Annotated in this window: 22 protein-coding genes and 1 tRNA gene; 15 read left to right on the top strand and 8 right to left on the bottom strand. The window is 68.6% G+C overall.

All coding sequences use genetic code 11. The features are described 5' to 3' along the window. Positions 1-23: 23 nt before the first annotated feature. From PV766_RS17140 to PV766_RS17155, 4 genes are all read right to left on the bottom strand, one after another. The gene (locus PV766_RS17140) at positions 24-551 is read right to left on the bottom strand and encodes a MarR family winged helix-turn-helix transcriptional regulator (RefSeq protein WP_016932086.1); all 528 of its coding nucleotides are present in this window, start codon (positions 549-551) and stop codon (positions 24-26) included. Positions 552-623: 72 nt separating this feature from the next. Next, a complete protein-coding gene (locus PV766_RS17145) occupies positions 624-1772 on the bottom strand; it encodes a sulfotransferase family protein (RefSeq protein WP_064063609.1) in 1149 nt (382 codons plus the stop codon). 12 nt (positions 1773-1784) lie between these two features. Continuing rightward, positions 1785-2576: an SDR family oxidoreductase gene (locus PV766_RS17150; protein WP_064063608.1), complete on the bottom strand. Its 792-nt coding sequence runs from the start codon at positions 2574-2576 to the stop codon at positions 1785-1787. After that, positions 2573-3739, bottom strand: coding sequence for a hypothetical protein (locus PV766_RS17155; protein ID WP_129977827.1), 1167 nt, complete (start codon positions 3737-3739; stop codon positions 2573-2575). Before PV766_RS17155 ends, PV766_RS17150 begins: the two co-directional genes overlap by 4 nt. Before the next feature lie 82 nt (positions 3740-3821). Between PV766_RS17155 and PV766_RS17160 the strand changes: the two genes are divergently transcribed. The 6 genes from PV766_RS17160 (at position 3822) to PV766_RS17185 (ending at position 10234) form a co-directional block, all read left to right on the top strand. Continuing rightward, positions 3822-4763 (top strand): IclR family transcriptional regulator, encoded by a 942-nt coding sequence (locus PV766_RS17160; protein ID WP_421097500.1) that lies wholly within the window; start codon positions 3822-3824, stop codon positions 4761-4763. Positions 4764-4878: 115 nt separating this feature from the next. Next, a complete protein-coding gene (gene cysD, locus PV766_RS17165; protein ID WP_255162600.1) occupies positions 4879-5811 on the top strand; it encodes a sulfate adenylyltransferase subunit CysD in 933 nt (310 codons plus the stop codon). Further along, positions 5811-7646 (top strand): adenylyl-sulfate kinase, encoded by a 1836-nt coding sequence (cysC, locus tag PV766_RS17170; protein WP_371053966.1) that lies wholly within the window; start codon positions 5811-5813, stop codon positions 7644-7646. Before cysD ends, cysC begins: the two co-directional genes overlap by 1 nt. Further along, positions 7643-8824: a 3'(2'),5'-bisphosphate nucleotidase CysQ gene (locus tag PV766_RS17175; RefSeq protein ID WP_255162602.1), complete on the top strand. Its 1182-nt coding sequence runs from the start codon at positions 7643-7645 to the stop codon at positions 8822-8824. Before cysC ends, PV766_RS17175 begins: the two co-directional genes overlap by 4 nt. 52 nt (positions 8825-8876) lie before the next feature. Further along, positions 8877-9878: an MBL fold metallo-hydrolase gene (locus PV766_RS17180; protein ID WP_421097501.1), complete on the top strand. Its 1002-nt coding sequence runs from the start codon at positions 8877-8879 to the stop codon at positions 9876-9878. Then, positions 9875-10234 carry a nuclear transport factor 2 family protein gene (locus tag PV766_RS17185; protein ID WP_064063602.1) on the top strand — a complete coding sequence of 120 codons (360 nt, stop codon included), beginning with the start codon at positions 9875-9877 and terminating at the stop codon, positions 10232-10234. The genes PV766_RS17180 and PV766_RS17185 overlap by 4 nt, the downstream gene beginning before the upstream one ends. A gap of 68 nt (positions 10235-10302) precedes the next feature. On the opposite strand, the gene PV766_RS17190 is transcribed toward PV766_RS17185, so the two are convergent. From PV766_RS17190 to PV766_RS17200, 3 genes are all read right to left on the bottom strand, one after another. After that, positions 10303-10378: transfer RNA gene (locus PV766_RS17190), tRNA-Arg, on the bottom strand. Positions 10379-10500: 122 nt separating this feature from the next. Then, positions 10501-11208, bottom strand: a complete 708-nt coding sequence (locus PV766_RS17195) for a DUF305 domain-containing protein (RefSeq protein ID WP_064063601.1) — start codon at positions 11206-11208, stop codon at positions 10501-10503. Positions 11209-11210: 2 nt separating this feature from the next. Beyond that, positions 11211-12032, bottom strand: a complete 822-nt coding sequence (locus tag PV766_RS17200) for a DUF3105 domain-containing protein (protein ID WP_106200167.1) — start codon at positions 12030-12032, stop codon at positions 11211-11213. Positions 12033-12188: 156 nt separating this feature from the next. Here PV766_RS17200 and argS point away from each other — a divergent pair, with 156 nt between their 5' ends. The 8 genes from argS (at position 12189) to prfA (ending at position 22633) form a co-directional block, all read left to right on the top strand. Continuing rightward, entirely contained in the window at positions 12189-13841 is a 1653-nt protein-coding gene (gene argS / locus PV766_RS17205) for an arginine--tRNA ligase (RefSeq protein ID WP_064063599.1), read from the top strand. Next, positions 13838-15259 carry a diaminopimelate decarboxylase gene (lysA, locus tag PV766_RS17210; protein WP_064063598.1) on the top strand — a complete coding sequence of 474 codons (1422 nt, stop codon included), beginning with the start codon at positions 13838-13840 and terminating at the stop codon, positions 15257-15259. The genes argS and lysA overlap by 4 nt, the downstream gene beginning before the upstream one ends. 38 nt (positions 15260-15297) lie before the next feature. Further along, positions 15298-16584 (top strand): homoserine dehydrogenase, encoded by a 1287-nt coding sequence (locus PV766_RS17215; protein ID WP_016933588.1) that lies wholly within the window; start codon positions 15298-15300, stop codon positions 16582-16584. Then, positions 16581-17672 (top strand): threonine synthase, encoded by a 1092-nt coding sequence (thrC, locus tag PV766_RS17220; protein ID WP_421097502.1) that lies wholly within the window; start codon positions 16581-16583, stop codon positions 17670-17672. The genes PV766_RS17215 and thrC overlap by 4 nt, the downstream gene beginning before the upstream one ends. Positions 17673-17709: 37 nt before the next feature. Then, the gene (gene thrB, locus PV766_RS17225; RefSeq protein WP_421097503.1) at positions 17710-18639 is read left to right on the top strand and encodes a homoserine kinase; all 930 of its coding nucleotides are present in this window, start codon (positions 17710-17712) and stop codon (positions 18637-18639) included. A gap of 373 nt (positions 18640-19012) precedes the next feature. Then, on the top strand, positions 19013-21112 hold the full coding sequence (gene rho / locus PV766_RS17230) for a transcription termination factor Rho (RefSeq protein WP_421097504.1): 2100 nt from the start codon (positions 19013-19015) through the stop codon (positions 21110-21112). Between the two features lie 121 nt (positions 21113-21233). Beyond that, entirely contained in the window at positions 21234-21467 is a 234-nt protein-coding gene (rpmE, locus tag PV766_RS17235) for a 50S ribosomal protein L31 (RefSeq protein WP_016933591.1), read from the top strand. An 86-nt stretch (positions 21468-21553) separates the two neighbouring features. Beyond that, complete coding sequence (prfA, locus tag PV766_RS17240) at positions 21554-22633, top strand: peptide chain release factor 1 (RefSeq protein ID WP_064063595.1); 1080 nt, start codon at positions 21554-21556, stop codon at positions 22631-22633. Between the two features lie 33 nt (positions 22634-22666). On the opposite strand, the gene PV766_RS17245 is transcribed toward prfA, so the two are convergent. After that, positions 22667-23146, bottom strand: a complete 480-nt coding sequence (locus PV766_RS17245; RefSeq protein ID WP_129977814.1) for a hypothetical protein — start codon at positions 23144-23146, stop codon at positions 22667-22669. 183 nt (positions 23147-23329) lie between these two features. Between PV766_RS17245 and prmC the strand changes: the two genes are divergently transcribed. Continuing rightward, positions 23330-24253, top strand: a complete 924-nt coding sequence (gene prmC / locus PV766_RS17250) for a peptide chain release factor N(5)-glutamine methyltransferase (RefSeq protein ID WP_064063593.1) — start codon at positions 23330-23332, stop codon at positions 24251-24253. The last annotated feature ends 48 nt before the right edge of the window (positions 24254-24301 follow it).

Raw genomic sequence — 24301 nt, forward strand, 5'->3', positions numbered from 1 at the left:
CGGCATTCGACCGTTCTCGCGCCTCACCACTTGGAAGGCGCACCGCCGGTGTCGAAGTCGCCGGCGTCGTGCCGCATCGTCGCGAGGATGCGCAACAACGTGTCGATGTGCCCCTCGGGAATGCCGGGCCGGGCGAAGACCTCCGTGTTGAGCTTCTCGGTCGCCTGGATCGCCGATGCCCGTCCCTCGTCGGTGAGTTCGATGAGAGTGGCCCGTCGATCGCTCGGATGCGGGGTGCGCCGGACCAGCCCGGCCTTCTCGAGGCGGTCGACGGCGTTGGTGACGCTGGTGGGGTGCACCTGCAGGCGCGCGCTGGCCTTCGCCATCGGCAACGCTCCGGACCTGGTGAAATGCAGCAGCGTGAGCAGTTCGTAACGGGCGAAGGTCAGGCCGAAGGGTTTGAGCACCTCCTCGACCCGCGCCATCATGATCTGCTGCGCCCGCATCACCGAGGTGACCGCGGCCATGCCGTCGGCGACTTCGCCCCAGCCGTGGGCGGTCCACTGGCGGTGGGCTTCGGCGATGGGGTCGAGGGGGAGTGGTGCGGGCATGTCTCCATCATCCCACGGACGAACGCGCAGGTAGCCAGGGCACACCGGTTTCCGGTGCCGTTCCTGCCGGGTTCAGCGGTATGCGTAGTCGCGGAAACGCTCGTCGACCTCGCCTACACTCAGACCGAACTCCTCGAGGGTGTACCGGTGTGCGGGTTTCCTTGCCCCGCTGCGGCTTTCTTCGTGCAGTGCGGTCATCGCGTGTTCGGCCTCCGCAGTGAACGGCAGACCGAACCGGTCGTAGAGGCCCCCGACGGTACCGAGCGGATCGGCGACGAAATCCCGGTAGTCCACGTCGACGAAACGGGCAGGATCGTGTCGGCGGCGCGCCTCGGTGAAATCGTCGAAACCCCGTGCCCAGAGATCGAGCTGACTGCGACCGATCGTCTCTCCGACGAACGCCTCGGACCACCCCTCTGTGGCCTGCGCCGCGAGGCTGCACACCGACGGGATGACGGTACGCGGATCGCGATGGGTGACGACGACGAGCGCGTCCGGGTACACCTCGAGCAGTTCGTCCAGTGCGAACAGGTGACTGGGATTCTTCAGCACCCACCGCTTGCCGGCATCGGGAAGACCGATGAGCTGCAGGTTCCTCCGATGCCGGGCATACGCCGCGGTCCAGTCCTGCCCGGCAAGCCATTGCGAGTAGGTGGGCAGGTGGGCCAGGCACTCGTAGGAGATCGACCGGAACGACTGGCGCAGCAACTGCCAGCATTCCTCGACCTCGGCGGCGGACATGTAGTGCACACCCATGAACTCGGGGTGCTCGACGTGGTGCTGCGCGAATCCGGCCTCGATACCGGCGAACACCGGGTTCTCCGCCCAGGTCTCGCGGGGCGGCCGGGGCTGCGGCATCTCCGTCAGCCACATCTCGAGCCCCTGGTGGGCGGGATCCGCGGCGAGCAGGCGGTGCAGTGCCGTCGTTCCGGTGCGGGGCAGGCCGGTGACGAAGATCGGCCGGGTGATCGGGACGTCCGTGTGCTCGGGATGGGCGGCCCAGGCAGATTCCGACAGCAACCGCGCCACGAGGGCACCGCGCAGGAAGACCCGCGACATCTTGCTGCCGAGCGGGGTGAGCTTCTCGTCCCGCGCATACGATTCGAGCAGCACCTCGAGTCCGTCGAGGTAGGCGTCGTCGCCGAAATCGGTCAGGCCCGTCAGGCGGGTCGCGGAGGCATGCAGATCCGGGGCGGTGCCGACGGTGGTGCGTTCGCTCATGTGCTGTCCCGTTCAGTGGTGGTATTCGCCGCAGTTGACGTCGAGGCACTGGCCGGTGATCGCCGACGCCATCGGCGAGGCCAGGAAGATCACCGCATCCGCGATCTCCTCGGTGGTCGGGAGACGCTTCAGATCGGAGGCGGCGGCGGTGTGCTCGTAGATCTGTTCGACGGTGGTACCGTATTTGTCCGCCTGGTGTTCGAAGTACCCTTGCAGGATCGGACCCCAGATATAGCCCGGTGCAACGGAGTTCACCCGGATGCCCTGGACTCCGAGTTCGGTCGCGAGGGATCGGGACATCGCCAGCAGTGCCGACTTCGCGAGTTTGTAACTGCCGTAACGTTCCTGGGAGTGCCGCAGCACCATCGAATTGATGTTGATCACCGCACCGGCCGATTCGGCGAGGGCGGGGGCGAACAACTGGGTGAGTCGCAATGCGCCGAGGACGGTGAGCTCCACACTGTCCCGGATCTGCTGGAAATCGGTGCGAGCCAACGGCTTCATCGACGGAACGGAGAAAGCGTTGTTCACGAGCACGTCCGCCCGTCCGAATTCCGAGACCACCCTCTCGACGAGTGCGGCGGCGGATTCGTCGTCGGTGATGTCGGTGGGTACGACCAGTGCCCGGCGGCCCGTGCCCTCGACTTCCGCTGCAACCTTCTCGAGCCGCTCCCGGGTCCGGGCGGCGAGCACCACGTCGGCGCCGTGCTCGGCGCACCGCAGCGCGAGCGTGCGTCCCAGTCCCGGGCCGACCCCGGAGATCACGACGACTCGGTCGCGGAGCAGTCCCGCTGTCGCGCTCATCCGAGCATCCGATCGGCGACGCCCCGCTGGCGGTCCGCGATGCGCTGCGCCCAGGCGTCGGGGGTGATGCGGTTCGACTCGTGGAAGGGCAGGACCTCGGAGAGCCGATCGACCGGCACCACCTCGGCGGTCGGGCCGTCGGCCGCGGTCAGTTCGCGATCGAGGCGCTGCCAGCGGAACTGCAGGATCCCGCGGCTGCGGCCGAGGGTCTCGACCCAGTTCGTCAGTCCCGGATTGCGGGCCGAGACCACGATCCGGACCATCCCGTCGGGATCGACCTGCGCCTGGCTGTTGTTCAGGGAGGTCTGGTGATGGATGTAGTCCAGGGAGATGTACCAGAGGCTGCCGATCTGGAAGCCCAGATAGGGCGCGTCGCTCGCGGGGAGGGTCAGGACCATCGCCTCGTCGTCGCCGAGTTCGTAGTGCCCGACGGACGAGTACTGCGTGTCCAGACCGCCGGGGGTGCGGCGTGGTTCCGTCACCGTGTTCACCGGCAGCTTCAGGTAGAACCACTCGGGGAACTGCAGCCAGGTCTTCACCCGCGAGACCAGCGCGCGACCGGCACGTTCGTAACGGGTGACCACGTCCTGGTGGGTGGGTTCGGGGGCCGGGACGCCGAGGCTGTCGAGCCTGTGGATGCTCAGCGTGCCGCGGCGTTGCGTCCAGTCGCTGTAGACCTCGCGGACGACGAGCTGCGACGAGCCGGGCGCGAGCGGGAAGTAGTTCCGATCCGGGTCGCGGGGGCCGGGACCGAACCGCACCTCGAAGGTGCCGTCGTCGGCGATGGTCAGTGCGCGGTCGTCGAAGGCCGTGACGTTGCCGGGTACCTCGGCGTCCGTGTAGTTGCCGGCCAGCACCTGGAAGCTGAGGTCGCAGGTCGTGCCGCGGCGCCCGGTGACGACGTACTCGGCGTCGTCTCGGATCGACGCGCCCCAGTACAGGGTGTCGGGATTGTCGAGGCCCATCTTCGTGTAGGGGCCGGTGCCGGTGACGAAGACCGGATGGGAGCGGCTGTACGCGAACGTGGCGTGGACGCACGCGGAGATCCCACCGGCCAGATAGCCGTATCCCTCGACGAGGTCCTGCTCGGTGCGGATGTGGGGGGCGGTGGCGACGAGTTTCTCGGCCTCGGCTATCGCCGCGGTGAGCGGATCGGTGAGCACTGCGATCTCCTGTGGTCCAAATATGTACCGCTGCGGTAGTCTTCCGTTGCGCCGAGAGTAGAACGTGTTCCAGGGAGGGTCAATGGGTCGTCGCGAGACCGAGGCGCTCGCGGAGTCGGCTGCCGGGGCGGGGACCGCCCGCCGGTCGCCGCCCACAAAGCGCGTCGTACAGGTCCTCGACCACCTCGTCGCGCGACCCGGCGTCCGGTTCGGATTGTCGGAACTGGCGCGCGAACTCGAGCTGAGCAAGCCCACCTGCCTGGGCATCCTCACGGCGCTCACCGACGCCGGTTATCTGATCCGCGACCCCGTCGACAAGACCTACGGGCTCGGGCCGGCGCTGATCGTCGCGGGACGCGCCGCGCAGCGTGGATTCGCGTCCGGGCCGGTCGCGCGCCGGCATCTCGCCGCACTCGCCGAGGAGTTCGGCGTGATGTGCTCCGCGTCGGCGGTCGTCGGCGACCGCATCGCGGTGCTCGACGTCGTCGGTGGGCACGGCACGGCTGCGGCGGCGCGGGTGGGGGAGGTGTATCCCTTCGCACCGCCGGTGGGGTTGATGTACGTGTTGTGGGACACCGACGAGCGCATCGAGCAGTGGCTGCGGCGGGAGCCGACCCTGCCCGTGTCCGTCGACCGCGACGACCTGTGGCGGATCGTCACCGACTGTCGCCGCGCGGGCTATCTCGCCGAATCCCTCACGCCCGGAGGTCGCCGCCTGTATGCGCTCATGGCGGGGGTGGTCTCGCACGACCTGGCACCCGAGATGCGGGAGATGCTGGCGGAACTCGTGACCAGTCCCGGTGAGCGCGTGCTGATGCCCGACGCCTTCGCCGCGGGGGAGAAGCGGGCGGTCAACCTCGTGGCGGCCCCCGCCTACGATCCGGACGGTCACCAGTCGCTCGTGCTCACACTCCACCTCGAGCGGGAGGTGGACGCCGCCGGGATCGAGCGGTGCGGCGCGGCGCTCGTGGCGGTCGCCGATGCGATCACCGCCGATCTCGGTGGACGCCGGCCGGGGCGCTGACGGACGGTCACCGCGGTCACCCGTTGACCTGGAATTGAAACTCGTTCTACTGTTGCGGGGTAATCTTCGACCGCGTCGGTACACATGTGTACCGCACCGGGTGAGAGGGGCGCGAGTGACCACGGTGCCGCCGCAACGACCACCGATCTACGAACTGCCGCTGCTCGGTGCGCTCGAGGCCGAGTCCGTGCACATCTTCCGCGAGGTCGCCGCGACCTTCTCGCGGCCCGTCCTGCTGTTCTCCGGCGGTAAGGACTCCGCGGTGATGCTGCACGTGGCCACCAAGGCGTTCTGGCCCGCGCCGCTTCCGTTCCCCGTGTTGCACATCGACACCGGACACAACTTCGACGAGGTGATCGACTTCCGCGACCACACCGTCGAACGCCTCGGGCTCCGGCTGATCGTCGCCTCGGTACAGGACGACCTCGACGCCGGGCGTGCCGTCGAGGACGACGGGCCGCACGCCACCCGCAACCGGCTGCAGACCGGTACCCTCCTGCGCGCTCTGCGGGAAGGGGGATTCGACGCCGTCTTCGGTGGCGCCCGTCGCGACGAGGAGAAGGCTCGCGCCAAGGAACGAATCTTCAGCCTGCGCGACGAATTCGGGCAGTGGGACCCGAAGGCACAGCGCCCCGAACTGTGGCACCTGTACAACGGCCGGCACCGCCGCGGCGAGCACATGCGGGTCTTCCCGCTGTCCAACTGGACCGAACTCGACATCTGGCGCTACATCCGCGACGAGGGCGTCGAGCTCCCCTCCCTGTACTACGCCCACCGGCGGTCCGTCGTCGAACGTGACGGAATGCTGCTCGCGCACAACCCGTTTCTCACCCTGCACGGCGGAGAGGTGCCGCGCGAAAGTCTCGTGCGCTTCCGTACGGTCGGCGACGCGACGTGTACCGGCTGCGTCGAATCTGCCGCCGCCACCGCGGACGAGGTGGTCGCCGAGGTCGCCGCGAGCCGTGTCACCGAGCGCGGCGCTACCCGGGCGGACGACCGGATCTCCGACGCCGGAATGGAAGACCGCAAAAGGGAAGGATACTTCTGATGTCCCGCCTCCTGCGCATCGCGACCGCCGGCAGCGTCGACGACGGCAAGTCCACGCTCATCGGCCGGCTGTTGTTCGACTCGAAGGCGGTCTTCGAGGACCAGCTCGAGGCGGTGACCCGCACGAGCCTCGACCGCGGGTCCGACCGCGCCGACCTCGCGCTGCTCACCGACGGCCTGCGCGCCGAACGTGAGCAGGGCATCACGATCGACGTCGCCTATCGTTATTTCGCTACGGCGCACAGAACATTCGTCATCGCCGACACTCCCGGTCACGAGCAGTACACGCGCAACATGGTCACCGGGGCGTCCACCGCCGACCTGGCGCTCGTCCTCGTCGACGCCCGCAAGGGCATCGTCGAACAGACCCGCCGGCACGCCTTCCTCGCGTCGCTGCTCGGGGTGCGGCACGTGGTGCTGTGCATCAACAAGATGGACCTGGTGGACTGGTCACAGCGCCGCTTCGACGAGATCTGCGACGAATTCCGGAATTTCGCGGCGAAACTCGACATGCCGGACCTCGCCTTCGTTCCCGTCTCCGCGCTGCACGGCGACAACGTCGTCTCCCGCACCGCGAACATGCCGTGGTACGAGGGCACTTCGCTGCTGCACCATCTCGAACAGGTGCACATCGCCTCGGACGTCAACCTCATCGACGCGCGACTGCCCGTGCAGTACGTCATCCGCCCCGGCGAGGGTGAGCACCGCGACTTCCGCGGCTACGCCGGAACGGTCGCGGCCGGCGGATTCGCGCCCGGCGACGACGTGGTCGTTCTCCCTTCCGGTTTCGGAACGCGGGTGCGGACGTTGTGGGGGCCGGGCGGAACGGAACTCGAGCACGCCTTCGCCGGTGCGGCGGTGTGCGTCGAACTCGAGGACGACCTCGACGTCGGACGCGGCGACATGCTGTGCCGACCCAACAATCGTCCTCTCGTCGGGCACGAGATCGACGCCATGGTGTGCTGGTTCGACGAACGCTCCGCACTCGACCCCGACGCCCGCTACGCCCTCCTGCACACCACGCGCTCGACCACCGCGCGGGTGGCACGCCTGGACTACCGTCTCGACGTCAACACCCTGCACCGCGACGAGGCCGCGACGACGCTCGGTCTCAACGAGATCGGCCGCGTGCACCTGCGCACACAACAGCCGCTGCTGTTCGATCCCTATCGGCGCAACCGCACCACCGGAAGCTTCGTGCTCGTCGACGAACGCACCGGCAACACCGTCGCGGCCGGAATGATCACCGGTCCGACACTGGCGGACAGCCGGGTGGTCTGGCACTCGGCGGCGGTCTCGCGGGCCGAGCGGGGAAGGGCCGGGACGACGGTGTGGCTCACCGGGCTGTCCGCCTCCGGCAAGTCCACCCTCGCCGTCGAACTCGAACGACGGCTGCTCGCCGAGGGCATCCCCGCCTACCGCCTCGACGGCGACAACCTCAGGCACGGGCTCAACGCCGATCTCGGATTCGGTCCGGAGGACCGCGCGGAGAACGTCCGCCGCGTCGGCGCGGTCGCACACTTGATGGCCGACGCCGGACTCGTCGCGATCTGCGCGCTCATCAGTCCCTACCGACAGGACCGCGACCGCATCCGCCGGCAACACGAGGAGGCCGGAATCCGCTTTGTCGAGGTCTTCGTCGATACTCCGCTCGCCGACTGCGAGGCCCGCGATCCGAAAGGCATGTACGCGCGGGCACGGGCCGGTGAGATCACCGGCTTCACCGGCGTCGACGATCCCTACGAACCACCGTCCGATCCCGACCTGGTCGTGCGCCCCCACGACGGCACGCCTGCCGTGCAGGCCGGCCTTGTCGTGGAATTGTTGAGAACATGACGCACGACAACGGTGACACGGCCCGGCTCGCGGCCGAGGGTGACACGGCCCGGCTCGCAGCCGAGGGCGACGACGCCCGACTCGCAGCCGAGACGGCCTCCGGCGCAGGTGAACTGCTGCTCACGGTCCGTGCCATCGAATCGGATGCTCTCACCGGGCGCGAGTTGGGCCGGCGCGGCGACCACGCCGCCAACACGTACATCCTCGAACGGCTGGCGGCCGCACGACCCGGTGACGCGGTGCTCTCGGAGGAATCCGCGGACGATCCGGCCCGGGTCGGCGCAGACCGCGTCTGGATCATCGACCCCCTCGACGGGTCGAAGGAGTACGGGATGCCCGACCACGTCGACTGGGCGGTCCACATCGCGCTCTGGGAGGCAGGACGAGGACTCACCGCCGCCGCGGTCGCGCAACCGGCGATCGGCGTCGTTCACAGCACCGCCGATCCTGTTCCGGCACCGCAACCGGCCCGGCGCCGCCCCCGCATCGTCATCAGCGGGAGCAGGCCGCCCGCCTTCGTGTTCGATCTGGCCCGCGATCTCGGTGCCGATCTGATCCGGATGGGTTCGGCCGGTGCCAAGGCGATGGCGGTGGTGCGCGGGGAGGCCGACGCCTACATCCACGCCGGCGGTCAGTGGGAGTGGGATTCGGCGGCGCCGGTCGCGGTCGCGCGTGCCGCGGGTCTGCACTGCGCCCGGATCGACGGCAGCGAACTCGAATACAACCGGCCGCATCCGTATCTGCCCGACCTGGTGATCTGCCGTGCCGATTGGGCACCGGACGTGATGTCCGCGCTGGCCGTGTACGCCACGGGACCGACCGACAGCCCCCGCGTCGCGATGGCACGCGCGTACATCCGGTCCCTGGTCAGCCACGACGCGTCTCATGTGCGGCTCGCCGAGGACGCCTGGCGGGTCGAGAACGGGGAGCGCACCGGCGACAGCGGCATCGAGATCCGCGATCGCCTCGAGAACGGCCCGGAGTACCGGCCCATCCGCCGCATCCGCGACCTGCAGTTCCGTGAATGGCACCACAGCGTCGTCGCGCGGTTCGTCCTGGACATCGCAGCGGGTCCGAGCGCCGAGACATCGGTCGTGGTGACGGAGCACTTCGACATCCCGGCGGGGGAGATCAGGTCGATCGTCGCGATCATCGAGCCCGTGCAGGGTAATAGTTGAAGTCATTGTTGTAGCTTTCGAACGAAAGTAACCATGATCGAGAGGCATCACCATGGCCGAAGCGCGTGATATCGGGGACGGCATCCATGTCGTCCCCGTCCCGGTGGGGGACCTGCCCGTCGGCGATACTCAGGTCTACGTGATGGAATCCCCACGCGGCGTCGTCCTCGTCGACGTCGGCTGGAACGACGACCGGTCGTGGGCGGCGTTGCAGAACGGCCTGGCCACGGCGGGTCTGTCGGTCACCGACGTCGAAGGAGTGGTCGTCACCCATTTCCACCCCGATCATGTCGGTCTGACCGGGCGGATCCAGGAAGCCTCCGGATGCTGGGTGGCGATGAACGAGGCCGACTTCGCCCACCTCGAAGTCATGCTCTCCGATGTCGATCGACGTCCCCGGGAGGCCGAACTGCTGCGCCGCGCCGGAGCGCCGGAGGATGCGATCGACGAAGTGCTCACCACCGCCGTGCCGGCCGTCGGTCGTCCCGACGTGCTCCCCGACCGCAAACTCGGCGCCCACGAGACGATCCCGCTGTCGGGGCGTTCCCTGCGCACCGTGCTCACCCCGGGTCACACGCCCGGCCACGCCTGTTTCCTTCTCGAAGAACACGGTGTGCTGTTCACCGGCGACCACGTCCTGGCCACCACGACTCCGCATGTCGGAGAGTTCGATTTTCCCCTGCCGCAACGTGATGCGCTCGGCGAGTACTTCGACTCACTGCGCGCGGTCGCGGATCTGCCCGTGCGACGAGCTCTTCCCGCACACCGACAGCAGATCGACGACCTGCCGCATCGCGCGGGCGAACTGATCGCCCACCACGACCGGCGCCTCGACGATCTCTACGACGCGTTCGGCGACGAGGAACTCACCTTGTGGGAGGCCACCGCTCGCATGCGCTGGTACCGGCCGTGGACCGAGACTCCCGTGCACGGTAAGAGGATGGCGCTCGCGGAAGGGTCTGCGCACGTGCGCCAGCTCATCGAACGAGGACGGGTCCGTCGCGTGCCGGGCACCGAACCTGCCCGCTTCGCGCGTATCGCGGTGAACGAATGAGGCCCGACGAGATCGTCACCGACTTCTGCCGGCGGTGGGCCGATCCCGACCCGGCCGAGCTCGCGGCCTTCTTCACCGACGATGCTGTCTTCCACAACATCCCGATGGAACCGATCCGCGGCCGCGCGGCGATCGAGGAGTACATCGCGGGTTTCGTGACGTCCTTCGGTGCCATCGACTACCGCATCCACCACCAGGCGGTCTCCGGCACCGTCGTGCTCAACGAACGCACCGACGTGTTCACCATGAACGGCCGGACGATCGAACTTCCCGTCACGGGCGTGTTCGAGATCGTCGACGGGAAGATCGCGGCCTGCCGGGACTACTTCGACCCCACGTCGTTCACCGGCACCTGACCGACACCGGAGACCGAACCGACCGGACGAACACCGAAGGCCCCGCTTCGTGAGAAGCGGGGCCTTCGTGGTGCCCTCGGCAGGATTCGAACCTGCGACTTCTTGCTCCGGAGGCAAGCGCTCTATCCCCTGAGCTACGAGGGCATCCGGACCACCGGATGACCGGAGGCGCGGGAGTTAGCCTAGCGCATCGAGCGCTCAACTCCACATCGCCAGGTCAGAGCCGGTTCTCGGCCCGAAATCGGGGGTCGGCCCGAGCGAATGGCTCAGTTCGGAGGCAGGGCTTCGGCGCCGCGCTCGGCGAGCAGAGACCTCATCAGATCCGATTCTCCCTGCTGCGTTGCGACCATGGTGCCCGCCAGGTTGCGGACCGCCGAGGTGCTCGCGTACTGCTCGCCGTACTCCATCATCGGCAGGCCACCCTCGTGATGGCGCAGCATCAGCTGGAGGAAGAGCACGTCCAGGGCGGGACCACGAGCGGCTCGGAGATTCGCGAGATCCTCGGAGGTCGCCATACCCGGCATCAGATGTGAACCACCGGAATCCGCGGAGTTCGCGGTCGTGCCGTGATCACCGTGGCCGTGACCCGGTTCGGTCATCCACGCCATGTAGTCACCTGCCGGCAGCGCCGGCTGTCCCCACAGCGACAACCAGCCCTGCATCCGACCGATCTGGTTCTGCTGGGTGGTGAGGATGTCGTACGCGAGGTTGCGGATCCGATCGTCCTCCGAATTGGAGACCACGACGGCGGCCATCTCGACGGCCTGGTCGTGGTGCACGATCATGTCCTGCGCGAATCCGACATCGACCGAGCCTGCGCCCGGCGCGGCCGGGGCGGAATCCTCGAACGGGATCCGGGACAGGAACCCCGCGAGGAAGCCGACCGCGACCGCGGTGGCGGTGAGCAGCACCAGCAGCAGCCGGTTGTGCCCACCGCGCTCGGAGGTGGAGATGGTGGGGGAGGTTTCGCTCATCGTCAGCTCCCGGCCGGTGCCTGCTGCATGTCGCCGATGGATTCCCCGTTCATCGGCACCGCGTCGGGGCCGGGCTCGGAGGCGTCGAAGGGCGGCGGGTTCGCCGGATCGAACGAGCCGGGGATCGTCGAGCAGCTCGCACCCACCTCGGGATAGGTGTACTGGTTCAGGCGCAGCGCACTGATGAACTGGTCGATGCGTTCGTCGTCGACGCTGTCGACCTCGAGCCGGTGACCCCACGACTGCAGTGAGACGGGAGCCTCGAGTCCCGGATAGGGTGACATCACCATGTAGGTGCGGCCGTCGACCTTCGCGCGGAGCGTGTCGACCCCGGCGTCGTCGAGCAGATCGGGGTTGTAGGCCACCCACACCGCACCGTGCTCGAGCGAATGCACCATGTTCTCGTTCCGCACCGGCTGCTCGTACACCGTTCCGGTGCAGGTCGCCCAGACGGAGTCGTGAGGGCCACCGAACGGCGGCGACTGGTCGTAGGCGACACGCTGGTTCGCTGCGACGTGCACACCGGCGGGGTACTCGAGCTTCAGGACACCCTCGATGTCGTCCGACGGATCCTGGTTGGACTCCGACGGCGTCCACGCCGACAGCTCCTGCTGGTTCTGATACTTGGGGATCAGGCTCACAGCGATCACGGCGACCAGGACGACGACCAGGGCCACGCCGCCGATCGTGAGCCACGGGATCTGGCGCTGGGCGGGGACCCCGCGAGCGCCGCCGCTCTTCTTCTTGGCGGCCTGGATGGCCTTCGACGACTTGGCTCCGGTCTTCTTGTTACCGGAGCCGCCACTAACCGAACCGCTGGGCATCGCTGTGTGCTCTTTCGACGGGGTGGACAGGCGGACGCGCGCCCATCGGGCGCACAAACACCCACAACTTTACGGGCGTGCCCGCGCGCGGCGGTGGGAGCTGCCGGTAGGGGGAGCGTCGGCGCCACGATCGACCAGCCAATAGGATGGATACCTGTGACTCCCTCCGACCTTGCTCAGCTGCTCCGCGGAACCGCCGCCGGTGTCCTCACCGACCGTGGTCTCGACGCGTCCGTTCTTCCCGAGACCCTCACCGTCGAGCGCCCGCGCAACCCGGAGCACGGCGATTATGCGACCAACGTCGCGATGCAGGTCGCGAAGAAGGTCGGTGCCGATCCCCGCGCACTCGCCACCTGGCTCGCCGAGGCCCTGACCGCTGCCGAGGGCATCGACTCGGCCGAGGTCGCAGGTCCCGGCTTCCTGAACATCCGGCTCGCCGCCGACGCCCAGGGAGCGATCGTGGCGAAGGTGCTCGCCGAGGGCGACGCCTACGGCAACGGCACCGATCTCGCGAACACGAGGATCAACCTCGAGTTCGTCTCCGCCAACCCCACCGGTCCGATCCACCTCGGTGGCACCCGCTGGGCCGCGGTCGGCGATGCGCTCGGACGCATCCTCACCGCTCAGGGCGGTGAGGTCACCCGCGAGTACTACTTCAACGACCACGGCGCGCAGATCGACCGCTTCACCCGGTCGCTCATCGCCTCCGCGCTCGGACAGCCCGCCCCCGAGGACGGCTACGCCGGCGCCTACATCGTCGACATCGCCTCCTCCGTGCTCGAGCAGCGCCCCGACGCTCTCGAACTCCCCGAGGACGAGCGGAACGAGACGTTCCGCTCGATCGGCGTGGAGCTGATGTTCGCGCACATCACGCGCACCCTCCACGAGTTCGGTGTCGACTTCGACGTGTACTTCCACGAGAACTCCCTCTTCGAGAGCGGAGCCGTCGAGAAGGCCGTCGAGACCCTGAAGGCGTCCGGCAATCTGTACTTCGAAGACGGCGCCTGGTGGCTCAAGAGCACCGACTACGGCGACGACAAGGACCGCGTCGTCATCAAATCCGACGGCAACGCCGCCTACATCGCCGGCGACATCGCCTACTTCCAGGACAAGCGCTCGCGCGGCTTCGACCTGTGCATCTACATGCTCGGAGCCGACCACCACGGATATATCGCGCGCCTGAAGGCCGCCGCGGCGGCGTTCGGCGACGATCCCGACACCGTCGAGGTGATGATCGGCCAGATGGTCAACCTCGTCCGCGGCGGCGAGGCCGTGAAGATGAGCAAGCGGGCCGGTACCGTGATCACCCTCGACGACCTCGTCGAGGCGATCGGCGTCGACGCCGCGCGCTACTCGCTCGTGAGGTCCTCGGTCGACCAGAGCATCGACATCGATCTCGAACTGTGGGCGAGCACCACGAACGAGAACCCGGTCTACTACGTGCAGTACGCCCACGCCCGACTGTCGTCGATCGCGCGCAACGCCGCCGATCTCGGTCTGAGCACCGAGGGCGCCGACTTCTCGCTGCTCACCCATGAGCGCGAGGGCGACCTGATCCGCACCCTCGGCGAGTACCCCCGGGTACTCGCGAAGGCGGCCGAACTGCGCGAACCGCACCGCGTCGCCCGCTACCTCGAGGAACTCGCGGGCACTTACCACCGCTTCTACGACGCCTGCCGGATCCTGCCGCAGGGCGACGAGGAGGCCGGCCCGCTGCACACCGCGCGACTCGCGCTGTGCGCGGCCGCACGGCAGGTCCTCGCCAACGGCCTCGGCCTGCTCGGCGTCGGCGCTCCGGAGCGGATGTGAACGCGCACCCCGCGGGACCGCGTCACGCCCAGATCCCGCACGCCCCGAACCTGCCCGACCGTCCGGCCGACACCGCGGCGCTCAACACGCTGGCCCCGCACGTGTGGCCCCGCAACGCCGCGCGCGGCGAGGACGGCGTCATGCGCATCGCCGGTATCCCGGTGACCGAGCTCGCCGAGAAGTACGGCACGCCGCTGTTCGTCGTCGACGAGGACGACTTCCGCTCCCGCTGCCGGGAGATCGCGGAAGCCTTCGGTCCGACGGCGAAGGTGCACTACGCGTCGAAGGCGTTCCTGTGCAGCGAGATCGCGCGGTGGGTCCACCAGGAGGGACTCTCGCTCGACGTGGCGTCCGGCGGTGAGCTCGCCGTCGCCCTGCACGCCGGCTTCCCCGCCGAGAAGATCGCGATGCACGGCAACAACAAGTCCGTCCGCGAACTGCAGGCCGCCGTGAGCGCCGGGGTCGGGCACATCGTGCTCGACTCGCTCGCCGAGATCGACCGGCTCGATGCGGTCGCCGGTGAGGCCGGTGTCGTCCAGGACGTGCTGATCCGGGTGACCGTGGGCGTCGAGGCCCACACCCACGAGTTCATCTCCACCGCGCACGAGGACCAGAAGTTCGGGCTCTCACTCGCCGGTGGCCATGCCATGCAGGCCGTGCGCCGGGTCTTCGGCGCCGACAACCTCCGACTCGTCGGCCTGCACAGCCACATCGGCTCGCAGATCTTCGACGTCGACGGCTTCGAACTCGCCGCGCACCGCGTCATCGGTCTGCTGCGCGACATCGTCGCCGAGTTCGGTGTCGACAAGACCGCGCAGATGAGCATCGTCGACCTCGGCGGTGGCCTGGGCATCTCGTACGTGCCGAGCGACGATCCGCCGCCGGTCGCCGATCTCGCCGCCAAGCTGGGCGACATCGTCCGGAACGAGTCCGCACTCGCCGGGCTCCCGGCTCCGACCCTCGCGGTCGAACCCGGGCGGGCCATCGCCGGACCGGGCACCGTCACCCTCTACGAGGTGGGAACCCTCAAGGACGTCGAGGTCGGCTCCGGACACGTCCGCCGCTACATCAGCGTCGACGGCGGCATGAGCGACAACATCCGCACATCGCTGTACCAGGCGGAGTACGAATCGCGCCTCGTCTCCCGCGTGAGCGAGGCCGAACCGGTGGTCTCGCGGGTCGTCGGCAAGCACTGCGAGAGCGGCGACATCGTCATCCGCGACGCCTGGATGCCCGCCGACGTCGCACCCGGTGATTTACTGGCGGTCGCGGCGACGGGTGCATACTGCTACTCGATGTCGAGCAGGTACAACCTGCTGCCTCGCCCCGCCGTCGTGGCGGTCAAGGACGGTGTCTCGCGCGTTCTGCTGCGCCGCGAGACCGTGGAAGATCTGCTCAATTTGGAGGTTTCGGAGTGACCAGTGCAACGGCGACCGATGCTTCGGGCCGGCGTCCGGTGGGTGTGGCGGTTCTCGGGCACGGCACAGTCGGTGCCGAGGTCGCGCGGATCATCCGCGAGGACGCCGCAGATCTCGAGGCGCGCATCGGTGCGCCCCTCGAGTTGCGGGGGGTCGCGGTCCGCGACGTCTCCCGCGACAGGGGACTTCCCGCGGAGTTGCTCACGACGAACGCCGAGGCGCTGATCCGTCGTGACGACGTCGACATCGTCGTCGAGCTCATCGGTGGCATCGAACTGCCCCGCAAGCTCGTGCGTACGGCGCTCGACGCAGGCAAGTCCGTCGTCACCGCGAACAAGGCGCTGCTCGCCGCCTACACCGGTGAACTGGCCGAGGCCGCCGAGTCCCGCAACGTCGACCTGTACTTCGAGGCCTCTGTGGCCGGCGCGATTCCGGTGATCCGCCCGCTCACCCAGTCGCTCGCGGGCGACAAGGTCAACCGGGTCGTCGGCATCGTCAACGGCACCACGAACTACATCCTTTCGGCCATGGACGAGACGGGCGCCGACTACGACGAGACGCTCGCCGAGGCGAGTCGCCTCGGGTACGCCGAAGCCGATCCCACCGCCGACGTCGAAGGCTTCGACGCCGCCTCCAAGGCGGCGATCCTCGCGTCGATCGCCTTCCACACCCGTGTGACGGCGGCCGACGTCTACCGCGAGGGCATCTCCTCGATCACCGCCGCCGATCTCACCTCGGCGCGTGCGCTCAACTGCACGATCAAGTTGCTCGCGCTGTGCGAGCGCGTCCCGTCCGCCGACGGCAAGGACCGCGTGTCCGCCCGCGTCTACCCGGCGCTCGTGCCCCGCGAGCATCCGCTGGCTTCGGTCAACGGTGCGTTCAACGCCGTCGTCGTCGAAGCGGAATCCTCGGGCCGGCTCATGTTCTACGGCCAGGGTGCAGGTGGCGCCCCCACCGCCTCCGCGGTGATGGGCGACCTCGTGATGGCCGCCCGCAACCGGGTTCAGGGTGGGCGTGGTCCGCGCGAGTCGAAGTATGCGCAACTGGAGATCGCACCCATGAGCGACATCCTCACGCGTTACTACGTCAACCTCAAGGTCGCCGATCGTGCCGGTGTGCTCTCGGCGGTCGCCGCCGAGTTCGCCACGCGGGACGTGAGCATCGCAGCGGTCCGCCAGGAAGGCGCCGGCGACGCTGCCCGTCTGGTGGTACTCACCCACCAGGCCACCGACCGTGCGCTGGCGGATACCGTCGCAGCGCTCGACAAACTCGAATCCGTGATCGCTGTGACCAGCGTCCTGAGACTGGAGGGATCCGCCGAATGAGCGCGGCCGAGAAGAACACCACCCCCGTGCACACGCCGTGGCCGGGCCTGATCGAGGCGTACCGTTCGCGCCTGCCGATCGGTGACGACTGGAAGACGGTCACGCTGCGTGAGGGTGGCACGCCGCTGCTCCCGGCTCCGCGCCTGTCGGAGATCACCGGCTGCGAGGTCCACGTCAAGGTCGAGGGTCTCAACCCCACCGGTTCGTTCAAGGACCGCGGTATGACCATGGCGGTCACCGAGGCCCTCGCGACCGGCAAGCAGGCCGTGCTGTGCGCGTCCACCGGCAACACCTCTGCCTCGGCCGCCGCCTACGCCGCACGCGCCGGCATCGGCTGCGCGGTGCTCGTGCCGCAGGGCAAGATCGCGATGGGCAAGCTCGCCCAGGCCGTCATGCACGGCGCGAAGATCGTGCAGGTCGAGGGCAACTTCGACGACTGCCTCGAGCTGGCACGCAAGACCACCGCGGAGTTCTCCACCATCGGGCTGGTCAACTCCGTGAACCCGGTGCGTATCGAGGGCCAGAAGACCGCGGCCTTCGAGATCGTCGACGCGCTCGGCGACGCGCCCGACGTGCACGTGCTGCCCGTGGGCAACGCCGGCAACATCACCGCCTATTGGAAGGGCTACAGCGAGTACGCCGCCGACGGCCTCAGCACGCGCCGCCCGCGCATGCTCGGCGTCCAGGCCGCCGGTGCCGCACCGCTCGTCCTCGGCCATCCGGTGAAGGATCCCGAGACCATCGCGACCGCCATCCGCATCGGTGCTCCCGCATCGTGGAACGGCGCGGTGGCCGCCAAGGATGAATCGAACGGCGCGTTCCGCGCGGCGACCGACGAGGAGATCCTCGAGGCGTACCGGCTGCTCGCGAAGTCCGAGTCGATCTTCGTCGAGCCGGCGTCGGCCGCGTCCATCGCCGGTCTGCTCGCGGCGAGCAAGGAAGGCTGGCTCGAACGCGGCCTGAAGGTCGTGTGCACCGTGACCGGCAACGGCCTCAAGGACCCCGACACGGCCCTGCGCGATGTGCCCGTGGTCGAGCCGATCCCGGTCGACCCGGTCGCGGTCGCCTCCGCGCTCGAGTTGGCCTGAGTTGACCGCCACGCCTTCCTCCGTTGGGAATCAGGACATGACGCAGACGTTGCCCGTGGGGCTCTCGGTGACGGCACGGGTTCCGGCCTCGAGCGCGAACCTCGGTCCCGGCTTCGACTGCCTGGGCCTCGCCCTCGGCCTGTACGACGAGATCACCGTCACGACAACGGCTTCCGGCCTCGACGTGCGGGTGGAGGGGGAAGGCGCGCAAGAGGTTCCGTGGGGACCTTCCCACCTCGTCGTCCGCGCCGTCGAGCGCGGACTCGAGGCCGCCGGTGTGTGGGCCGACGGATTGGACGTCGTGTGCCACAACGTCATCCCGCACTCCCGCGGGCTCGGGTCCTCGGCCTCCGCGGCGGTGGGAGGGCTGGCGGCGGCCAACGGGCTGGTCCGCAAGATCGCGCCGGAGCGTGTCCTCGACGACGAGCAGCTCGTGCAACTGGCGTCCGAGTTCGAGGGACATCCCGACAACGCCTCCGCCAGCGTGCTCGGCGGAGCCGTGGTGTCGTGGACCGAGGTCGAGGTCGACTCCCAGCAGCGGACCTACCGCGCGGTGAACCTGCGCGTGCACCCCGACATCAAGGCGTACGCCTTCGTCCCGTCGGTCCGTTCCTCCACGGCCCACACCCGGGGACTGCTGCCCGAGATCGTGCCGCATCGGGACGCGGCGTTCAACGTCAGCCGGGCGGCTCTCGCGGTCGTCGCGCTCACCGAGCGACCCGAACTGCTGATGCCGGCGACGCAGGATCTGCTCCACCAGGCCCAGCGGGCCCCTGCCCTTCCGCTCACCACCAAATGGGTGGCCGCACTGCGCGAGGCGGGTATCTCCGCCGTCGTCTCCGGTGCAGGGCCGACGGTGCTGGCGCTGACGACCTCCGCGCTGCCCGACGAGCTGCGAGCCGCGGCCGAGGCCGACGATCTGACGGTGCTGGACCTCGAGATCGCCGAGGGCGTCCAGGTCGACTGAGACCGGCGCGCGGTGCCGGATGCGGGAGTGGACGGTGGTGCAACACACACGTCCCGTCCGGCACGGCGATTCTTGCCCTACGTACAGATCGTCGCTATTCTGTGGGGTGTCCGCACGTCGTGCGTATCAGTCGCCGGATTCTCCAGGGCAATCACTCCAGCTCCATCGGGGCGTCGAACCTGGATCGATCCTCACCTGCTCCCGGATCCGGGAGGGGGACAGACCGCACCTACCGGATTTCGGTGTGGTGGCGGACGTGCCGACCGTTCGTTTTCCCTGAACTCGTACGGCAAATCCCAGCTCAGTGGACGAACTGATCTGCGGGACGAACCCTCTGCTGCGCATGAAGCGAGCGAGGGAAGGAAGGATCTCCGTGACAGATACGGACCTGATCGCTACACCTGCGCTCGACATTCCCGAGGCCGGTAGCCGGACGACCACGCGCGGTCGCCGCGGAGCAGGCCTTTCGGGCATGGTGCTTGCCGAGTTGCGGACACTTGCCGCCGAGCTCGGAATCAAGGGCACCTCCGGGATGCGCAAGGGCGATCTCATCGCTGCCATCAAGGAGCGGCAGGGAGGCGGCGGCGCCGCACCTGCCACCGAGCAGCCTGCAGCCGCGTCGGACACCGGCACCGACAAGACCGCGTCCGCCGAGAAGGCCGAAGCGGCAGCGAAGACCGAGACGGCAGACAAGCCCGAGGGAGCGCCCTCGCGTGGCACCCGCGGTCGCCGTGGCCGTGCCGCCTCCGACGAGACCGCCGCGCCCGAGCAGAAGGCCGACGCGAACCCGGCCGACGCGAAGTCGGCCGAGCAGAAGGCCGACGCGAAGTCGGCCGTGGACGGCTCGCAGGAGAAGCAGCAGGGTGGCCAGACCCCCAGCGGCGACAACGAATCCGACGGAAACCGTCGCGGCCGTGGCCGTCGCGGACGTCGTGGTGGCGACAACGCCGACCAGAACCAGCAGACCGAAGGTGCCGAGTCGTCCGAGGACGGCCGCCAGGACCGCGACTCGCAGCGCGAGAAGGGCCAGGACCGCAACTCCGGCGACGGCTCCTCGCGGCGCGATCGCAACCAGGGTGACCGCAACCAGGGTGACCGCAACCAGGGTGACCGCAACCAGGGTGACCGTAACCAGGGTGATCGCGGTCAGGACGGCGGCGATCGTGACGGCGGAAACCAGGGCCCGCGTCAGAGCCAGGACAACCGTGGGGGAGACGACGAGGAAGGCGGCCGCGGCCGCCGGGGCCGTCGCTTCCGTGAGCGTCGCCGTGGACGTGACCGCAACGAAGGCGGTTCGGACTCGCGCGAGCCCGAGATCCGCGAGGACGACGTCCTGCAGCCGGTCGCCGGCATCCTCGACGTCCTCGACAACTACGCGTTCGTGCGCACGTCCGGCTACCTCGCCGGCCCGAACGACGTCTACGTGTCGATGAACATGGTGCGTAAGAACGGCCTGCGCCGCGGCGACGCCATCACCGGTGCCGTGCGGGTTCCCCGCGAGGGCGAGCAGAGCAACCAGCGCCAGAAGTTCAACCCGCTGGTCCGCCTCGACACGGTCAACGGCCGCGACGTCGACTCGGCCAAGCGCCGCCCCGAGTTCAACAAGCTCACGCCGCTGTACCCGAACCAGCGTCTGCGGCTCGAGACCCAGCCGAACATCCTCACCACGCGCGTGATCGACCTGGTCATGCCGATCGGTAAGGGGCAGCGCGCGCTCATCGTGTCGCCGCCGAAGGCCGGCAAGACCACGGTCCTCCAGGACATCGCGAACGCGATCGCCGTCAACAACCCCGAGTGCTACCTCATGGTCGTGCTCGTCGACGAGCGTCCCGAAGAGGTCACCGACATGCAGCGTTCGGTGAAGGGCGAGGTCATCGCCTCGACCTTCGACCGGCCGCCGTCAGACCACACCTCGGTCGCCGAGCTCGCCATCGAGCGTGCCAAGCGTCTCGTGGAGATGGGCCAGGACGTCGTGGTGCTCCTCGACTCCATCACCCGTCTCGGCCGCGCGTACAACAACTCGTCGCCGGCATCCGGACGCATCCTCTCCGGTGGTGTCGACTCGACCGCGCTGTACCCGCCGAAGCGTTTCCTCGGTGCTGCCCGCAACATCGAGAACGGCGGGTCGCTCACGATCATCGCCACCGCGATGGTCGAGACCGGCTCCACCGGCGACACCGTCATCTTCGAGGAGTTCAAGGGCACCGGCAACGCCGAGCTCAAGCTCGACCGGAAGATCGCCGAGCGTCGCGTGTTCCCGGCGGTCGACGTCAACCCGTCCGGTACGCGCAAGGACGAGCTGCTCATGAGCCCGGACGAGTTCGCCGTGGTGCACAAGCTGCGCCGCGTGCTCTCGGGTCTCGATTCGCACCAGGCGATCGATCTGCTCATCGACCGGCTCAAGAAGTCCAAGACGAACATCGAGTTCCTCATGAATGTGGCGAAGACCGCACCGGGGGCACTCGACGACTGACGTCGGCGCCCCGGGAATTTCTTCCCGGGGCCCTACGTTTGGCATAATCGACAGGCTCAGTCCGGCTCCGGTTCACGTCTTCGATCCGCGAAGGCGACCCGGCGGCCACGAAAGGGACACCATGAAGGCAGGAATCCACCCCAACTACGTGACGACGACCGTCGTCTGCGGTTGCGGCAACACGTTCGAGACCCGCAGCACGTCGGAGGCCGGACGGATCACCGTCGAAGTCTGCTCCAACTGCCACCCGTTCTACACCGGCAAGCAGAAGATCCTCGACACCGGCGGTCGTGTCGCGCGCTTCGAGGCTCGCTACGGCAAGCGTGCATCGAAGAAGGCCGATTCCGACAGCTAGCTGTCACGCCGACGCCCGGTACTGCCCCCGTGCAGGCCGGGCGTCGGCATTTTCGTTGCACGGACCGAATCAGAGCGGAGCACATCATGGCGGGGCAGACCAAGCCGTCGGCCATCGACGACATCCTGGCCGAATACGCGGGTCTGGAGCAGCAGTTGTCCGACCCGTCGCTGCACGACGATCCCGCGGCGGCCCGCCGGGTGGGCAAGCGGTTCGCCGAACTCGCCCCGGTGATGTCGACCTACAACGCTCTGAAGCAGGCCCGCGACGATCTCGAAGCGGCGCGCGAACTCGCCACCGACGACTCGTCGTTCGCGTCGGAGGTCGACGACCTCGAATCGCAGGTCGCCGAGCTCGACCGGTCCCTCACCGACCTGCTCGCTCCTCGTGATCCGCACGACAGCGACGACGTGGTCCTCGAGGTCAAGTCCGGTGAGGGCGGTGAGGAGTCCGCTCTGTTCGCCTCCGACCTCGCCCGGATGTACACCCGCTATGCCGAACGCGCCGGGTGGCGCGTCGAAGTTCTCGGCGCCACCTACTCCGATCTCGGCGGTTACAAGGACATCACCCTGTCGGTCAAGTCGAAGACCGATGTGCGCGACGGCGTGTGGTCCCGCCTCAAGTTCGAGGGTGGCGTGCACCGCGTCCAGCGGGTGCCCGTCACCGAATCGCAGGGCCGCGTGCACACCTCCGCGGCCGGCGTCTTCGTCTACCCCGAGCCCGACGAGGTCGAGCAGGTGCAGATCGACGAGAGCGACCTGCGCATCGACGTCTACCGGTCGTCCGGCAAGGGCGGTCAGGGCGTCAACACCACCGACTCGGCCGTGCGCATCACACACCTTCCCACCGGCATCGTGGTGACCTGCCAGAACGAACGCTCCCAGCTGCAGAACAAGGCCCGCGCGATGCAGGTGCTCGCGGCGCGCCTGCAGGCGGCGGCCGAAGAGGCAGCCGACGCGGAAGCATCGGCAGGTCGGGCCAGCCAGGTGCGCACCGTCGACCGGTCGGAGCGCATCCGCACCTACAACTTCCCGGAGAACCGGATCACCGATCACCGCATCGGTTTCAAGGCCCACAACCTCGACGCGGTGCTCGACGGCGAACTCGATGCGTTGCTCGATGCCCTGGGCGCTGCAGACCGAGAAGCCCGGCTCGCGGCCGAGTAACCGCAGGAGCCGGGCCTCGACGGGGGAGCAGGGTTACTCGTTGCCCGCAGGGTCGGTTACTGCGGGTACCTCCGGATCGGCCGCCGCGGCCGGCGGGACGTCGGTGAGATCGACGCCCGGCAGCAGGAAGCAACCCTGACCGTCGGAGTTCTCATGGGCACCCCAGACTGCGCTGACGACGAGGCCCTCACCGGTCTCGAGGACCACCGCGGGCTCCTCACCTTCCAGGGGTCCCGGCAGCGCACCCGTCCCCAGCTGGAGCGTCCTCAGGTTCACCCAGCCGATCCGGCCTCCGCCGCTGCCCTCCTGCTCGATCTCGTACTCGATCGAGCCGGGTTCCGCATCCTCCTCGGCGACGGCGGTCTCCGTATCGACCGGACCGATCCCCGCCGGGCATCCGACGGGGATCGGCTGGAAATCGATAGGGTCCGCGCTCGCGAGGGCGGGGGCCGCGAAAGCGGCCGCGCCCGCTGCGGCGAGAACGGTGATTCCACGCACAGTCCGTGACTTCATGGGCAATCCCTTTCTGTCGATGAAACCGACCGCAAGGTATCGGTCCCTGTTCGGGTGCCCGCCCCACCGTGCCGTCAATCACGTCGCCGGAAACGCATCGGATGTCCGGTCCGCGGCGTATGCGTGCAATGTGAGGGCTACCTCCGCGTAGCGCAGGACCGGAGTCGTGGCACGCTGTAAGGCGTGAGCCGTCAACCTCTGCGCCTGGCCGTCATCGAAGCGGCATCGGTCCTCGAGGAGGCAGGAGTCCCGAGTCCCCGGGTCGACGCCGAACTTCTCGCCGCGCACCTGCTCGGCATCGAGCGCGGCCGACTCGGCCTGGTCCCGCTCGTCGACGCGGCGACCATCGACGCCTATCGATCCATGGTCGAACAGCGAGCGAAACGGATACCGCTGCAGTACATCACCGGCACCTCGCCGATGGGGGAGATCGACCTCGCGGTGGGACCGGGTGTCTTCGTGCCCCGACCCGAGACCGAACTGCTCCTCGGATGGGCCCTGGCCTTCCTCGAACGTCACGGAAGCCGCAATCCGATCGTGCTCGATCTGTGCACCGGATCCGGCGCACTCGCACTGGCGATCGCGCACGCCCGGCCCGACGCCGAGGTCCACGCCGTCGAACTCGAAGCGAAGGCCCTCGGGTGGGCCCGACGCAACGCCGAGACCCGCGCGCAGGAAGGCGACACCCCGATCCGGCTGTATCAGGGCGATGTCACCGACCGCACCCTGCTCAGCAACCTCGAAGGCACCGTCGACCTGGTGGTCGCCAATCCGCCCTACATCCCGGAAGGCGCCGAACTGGAACCCGAGGTGATCGAGCACGACCCGCACTCGGCGCTCTTCGGAGGGGTCGACGGTCTGTCCGTCATCCGCCCGATGGTGTCGAACATCGCGCGATGGCTGCGGATCGGGGGAGCGGCCGCGGTCGAGCACGACGACACACACAGTCTGCTCGTCGCCGAACTGTTCGAACAGCGACGCGTCTTCGGCGATGTCGTCCGGCACCCCGACCTCGCCGGTAAGGCCCGGTTCGTCACCGCCCACCGGGTTCCCACCGCGGTGGAGGCCGACCGCATGAAGTCGGTACGGTCTGCTGCGGACGGCTGACGGGCAGGACCCGTCCGGTGCCGACTCCGGCCGAAGTGGAAGGATGAG

It is taken from the genome of Rhodococcus sp. As11 (assembly GCF_048957735.1).
GTDB classification, from domain to species: Bacteria; Actinomycetota; Actinomycetes; order Mycobacteriales; family Mycobacteriaceae; genus Rhodococcus; species Rhodococcus gordoniae.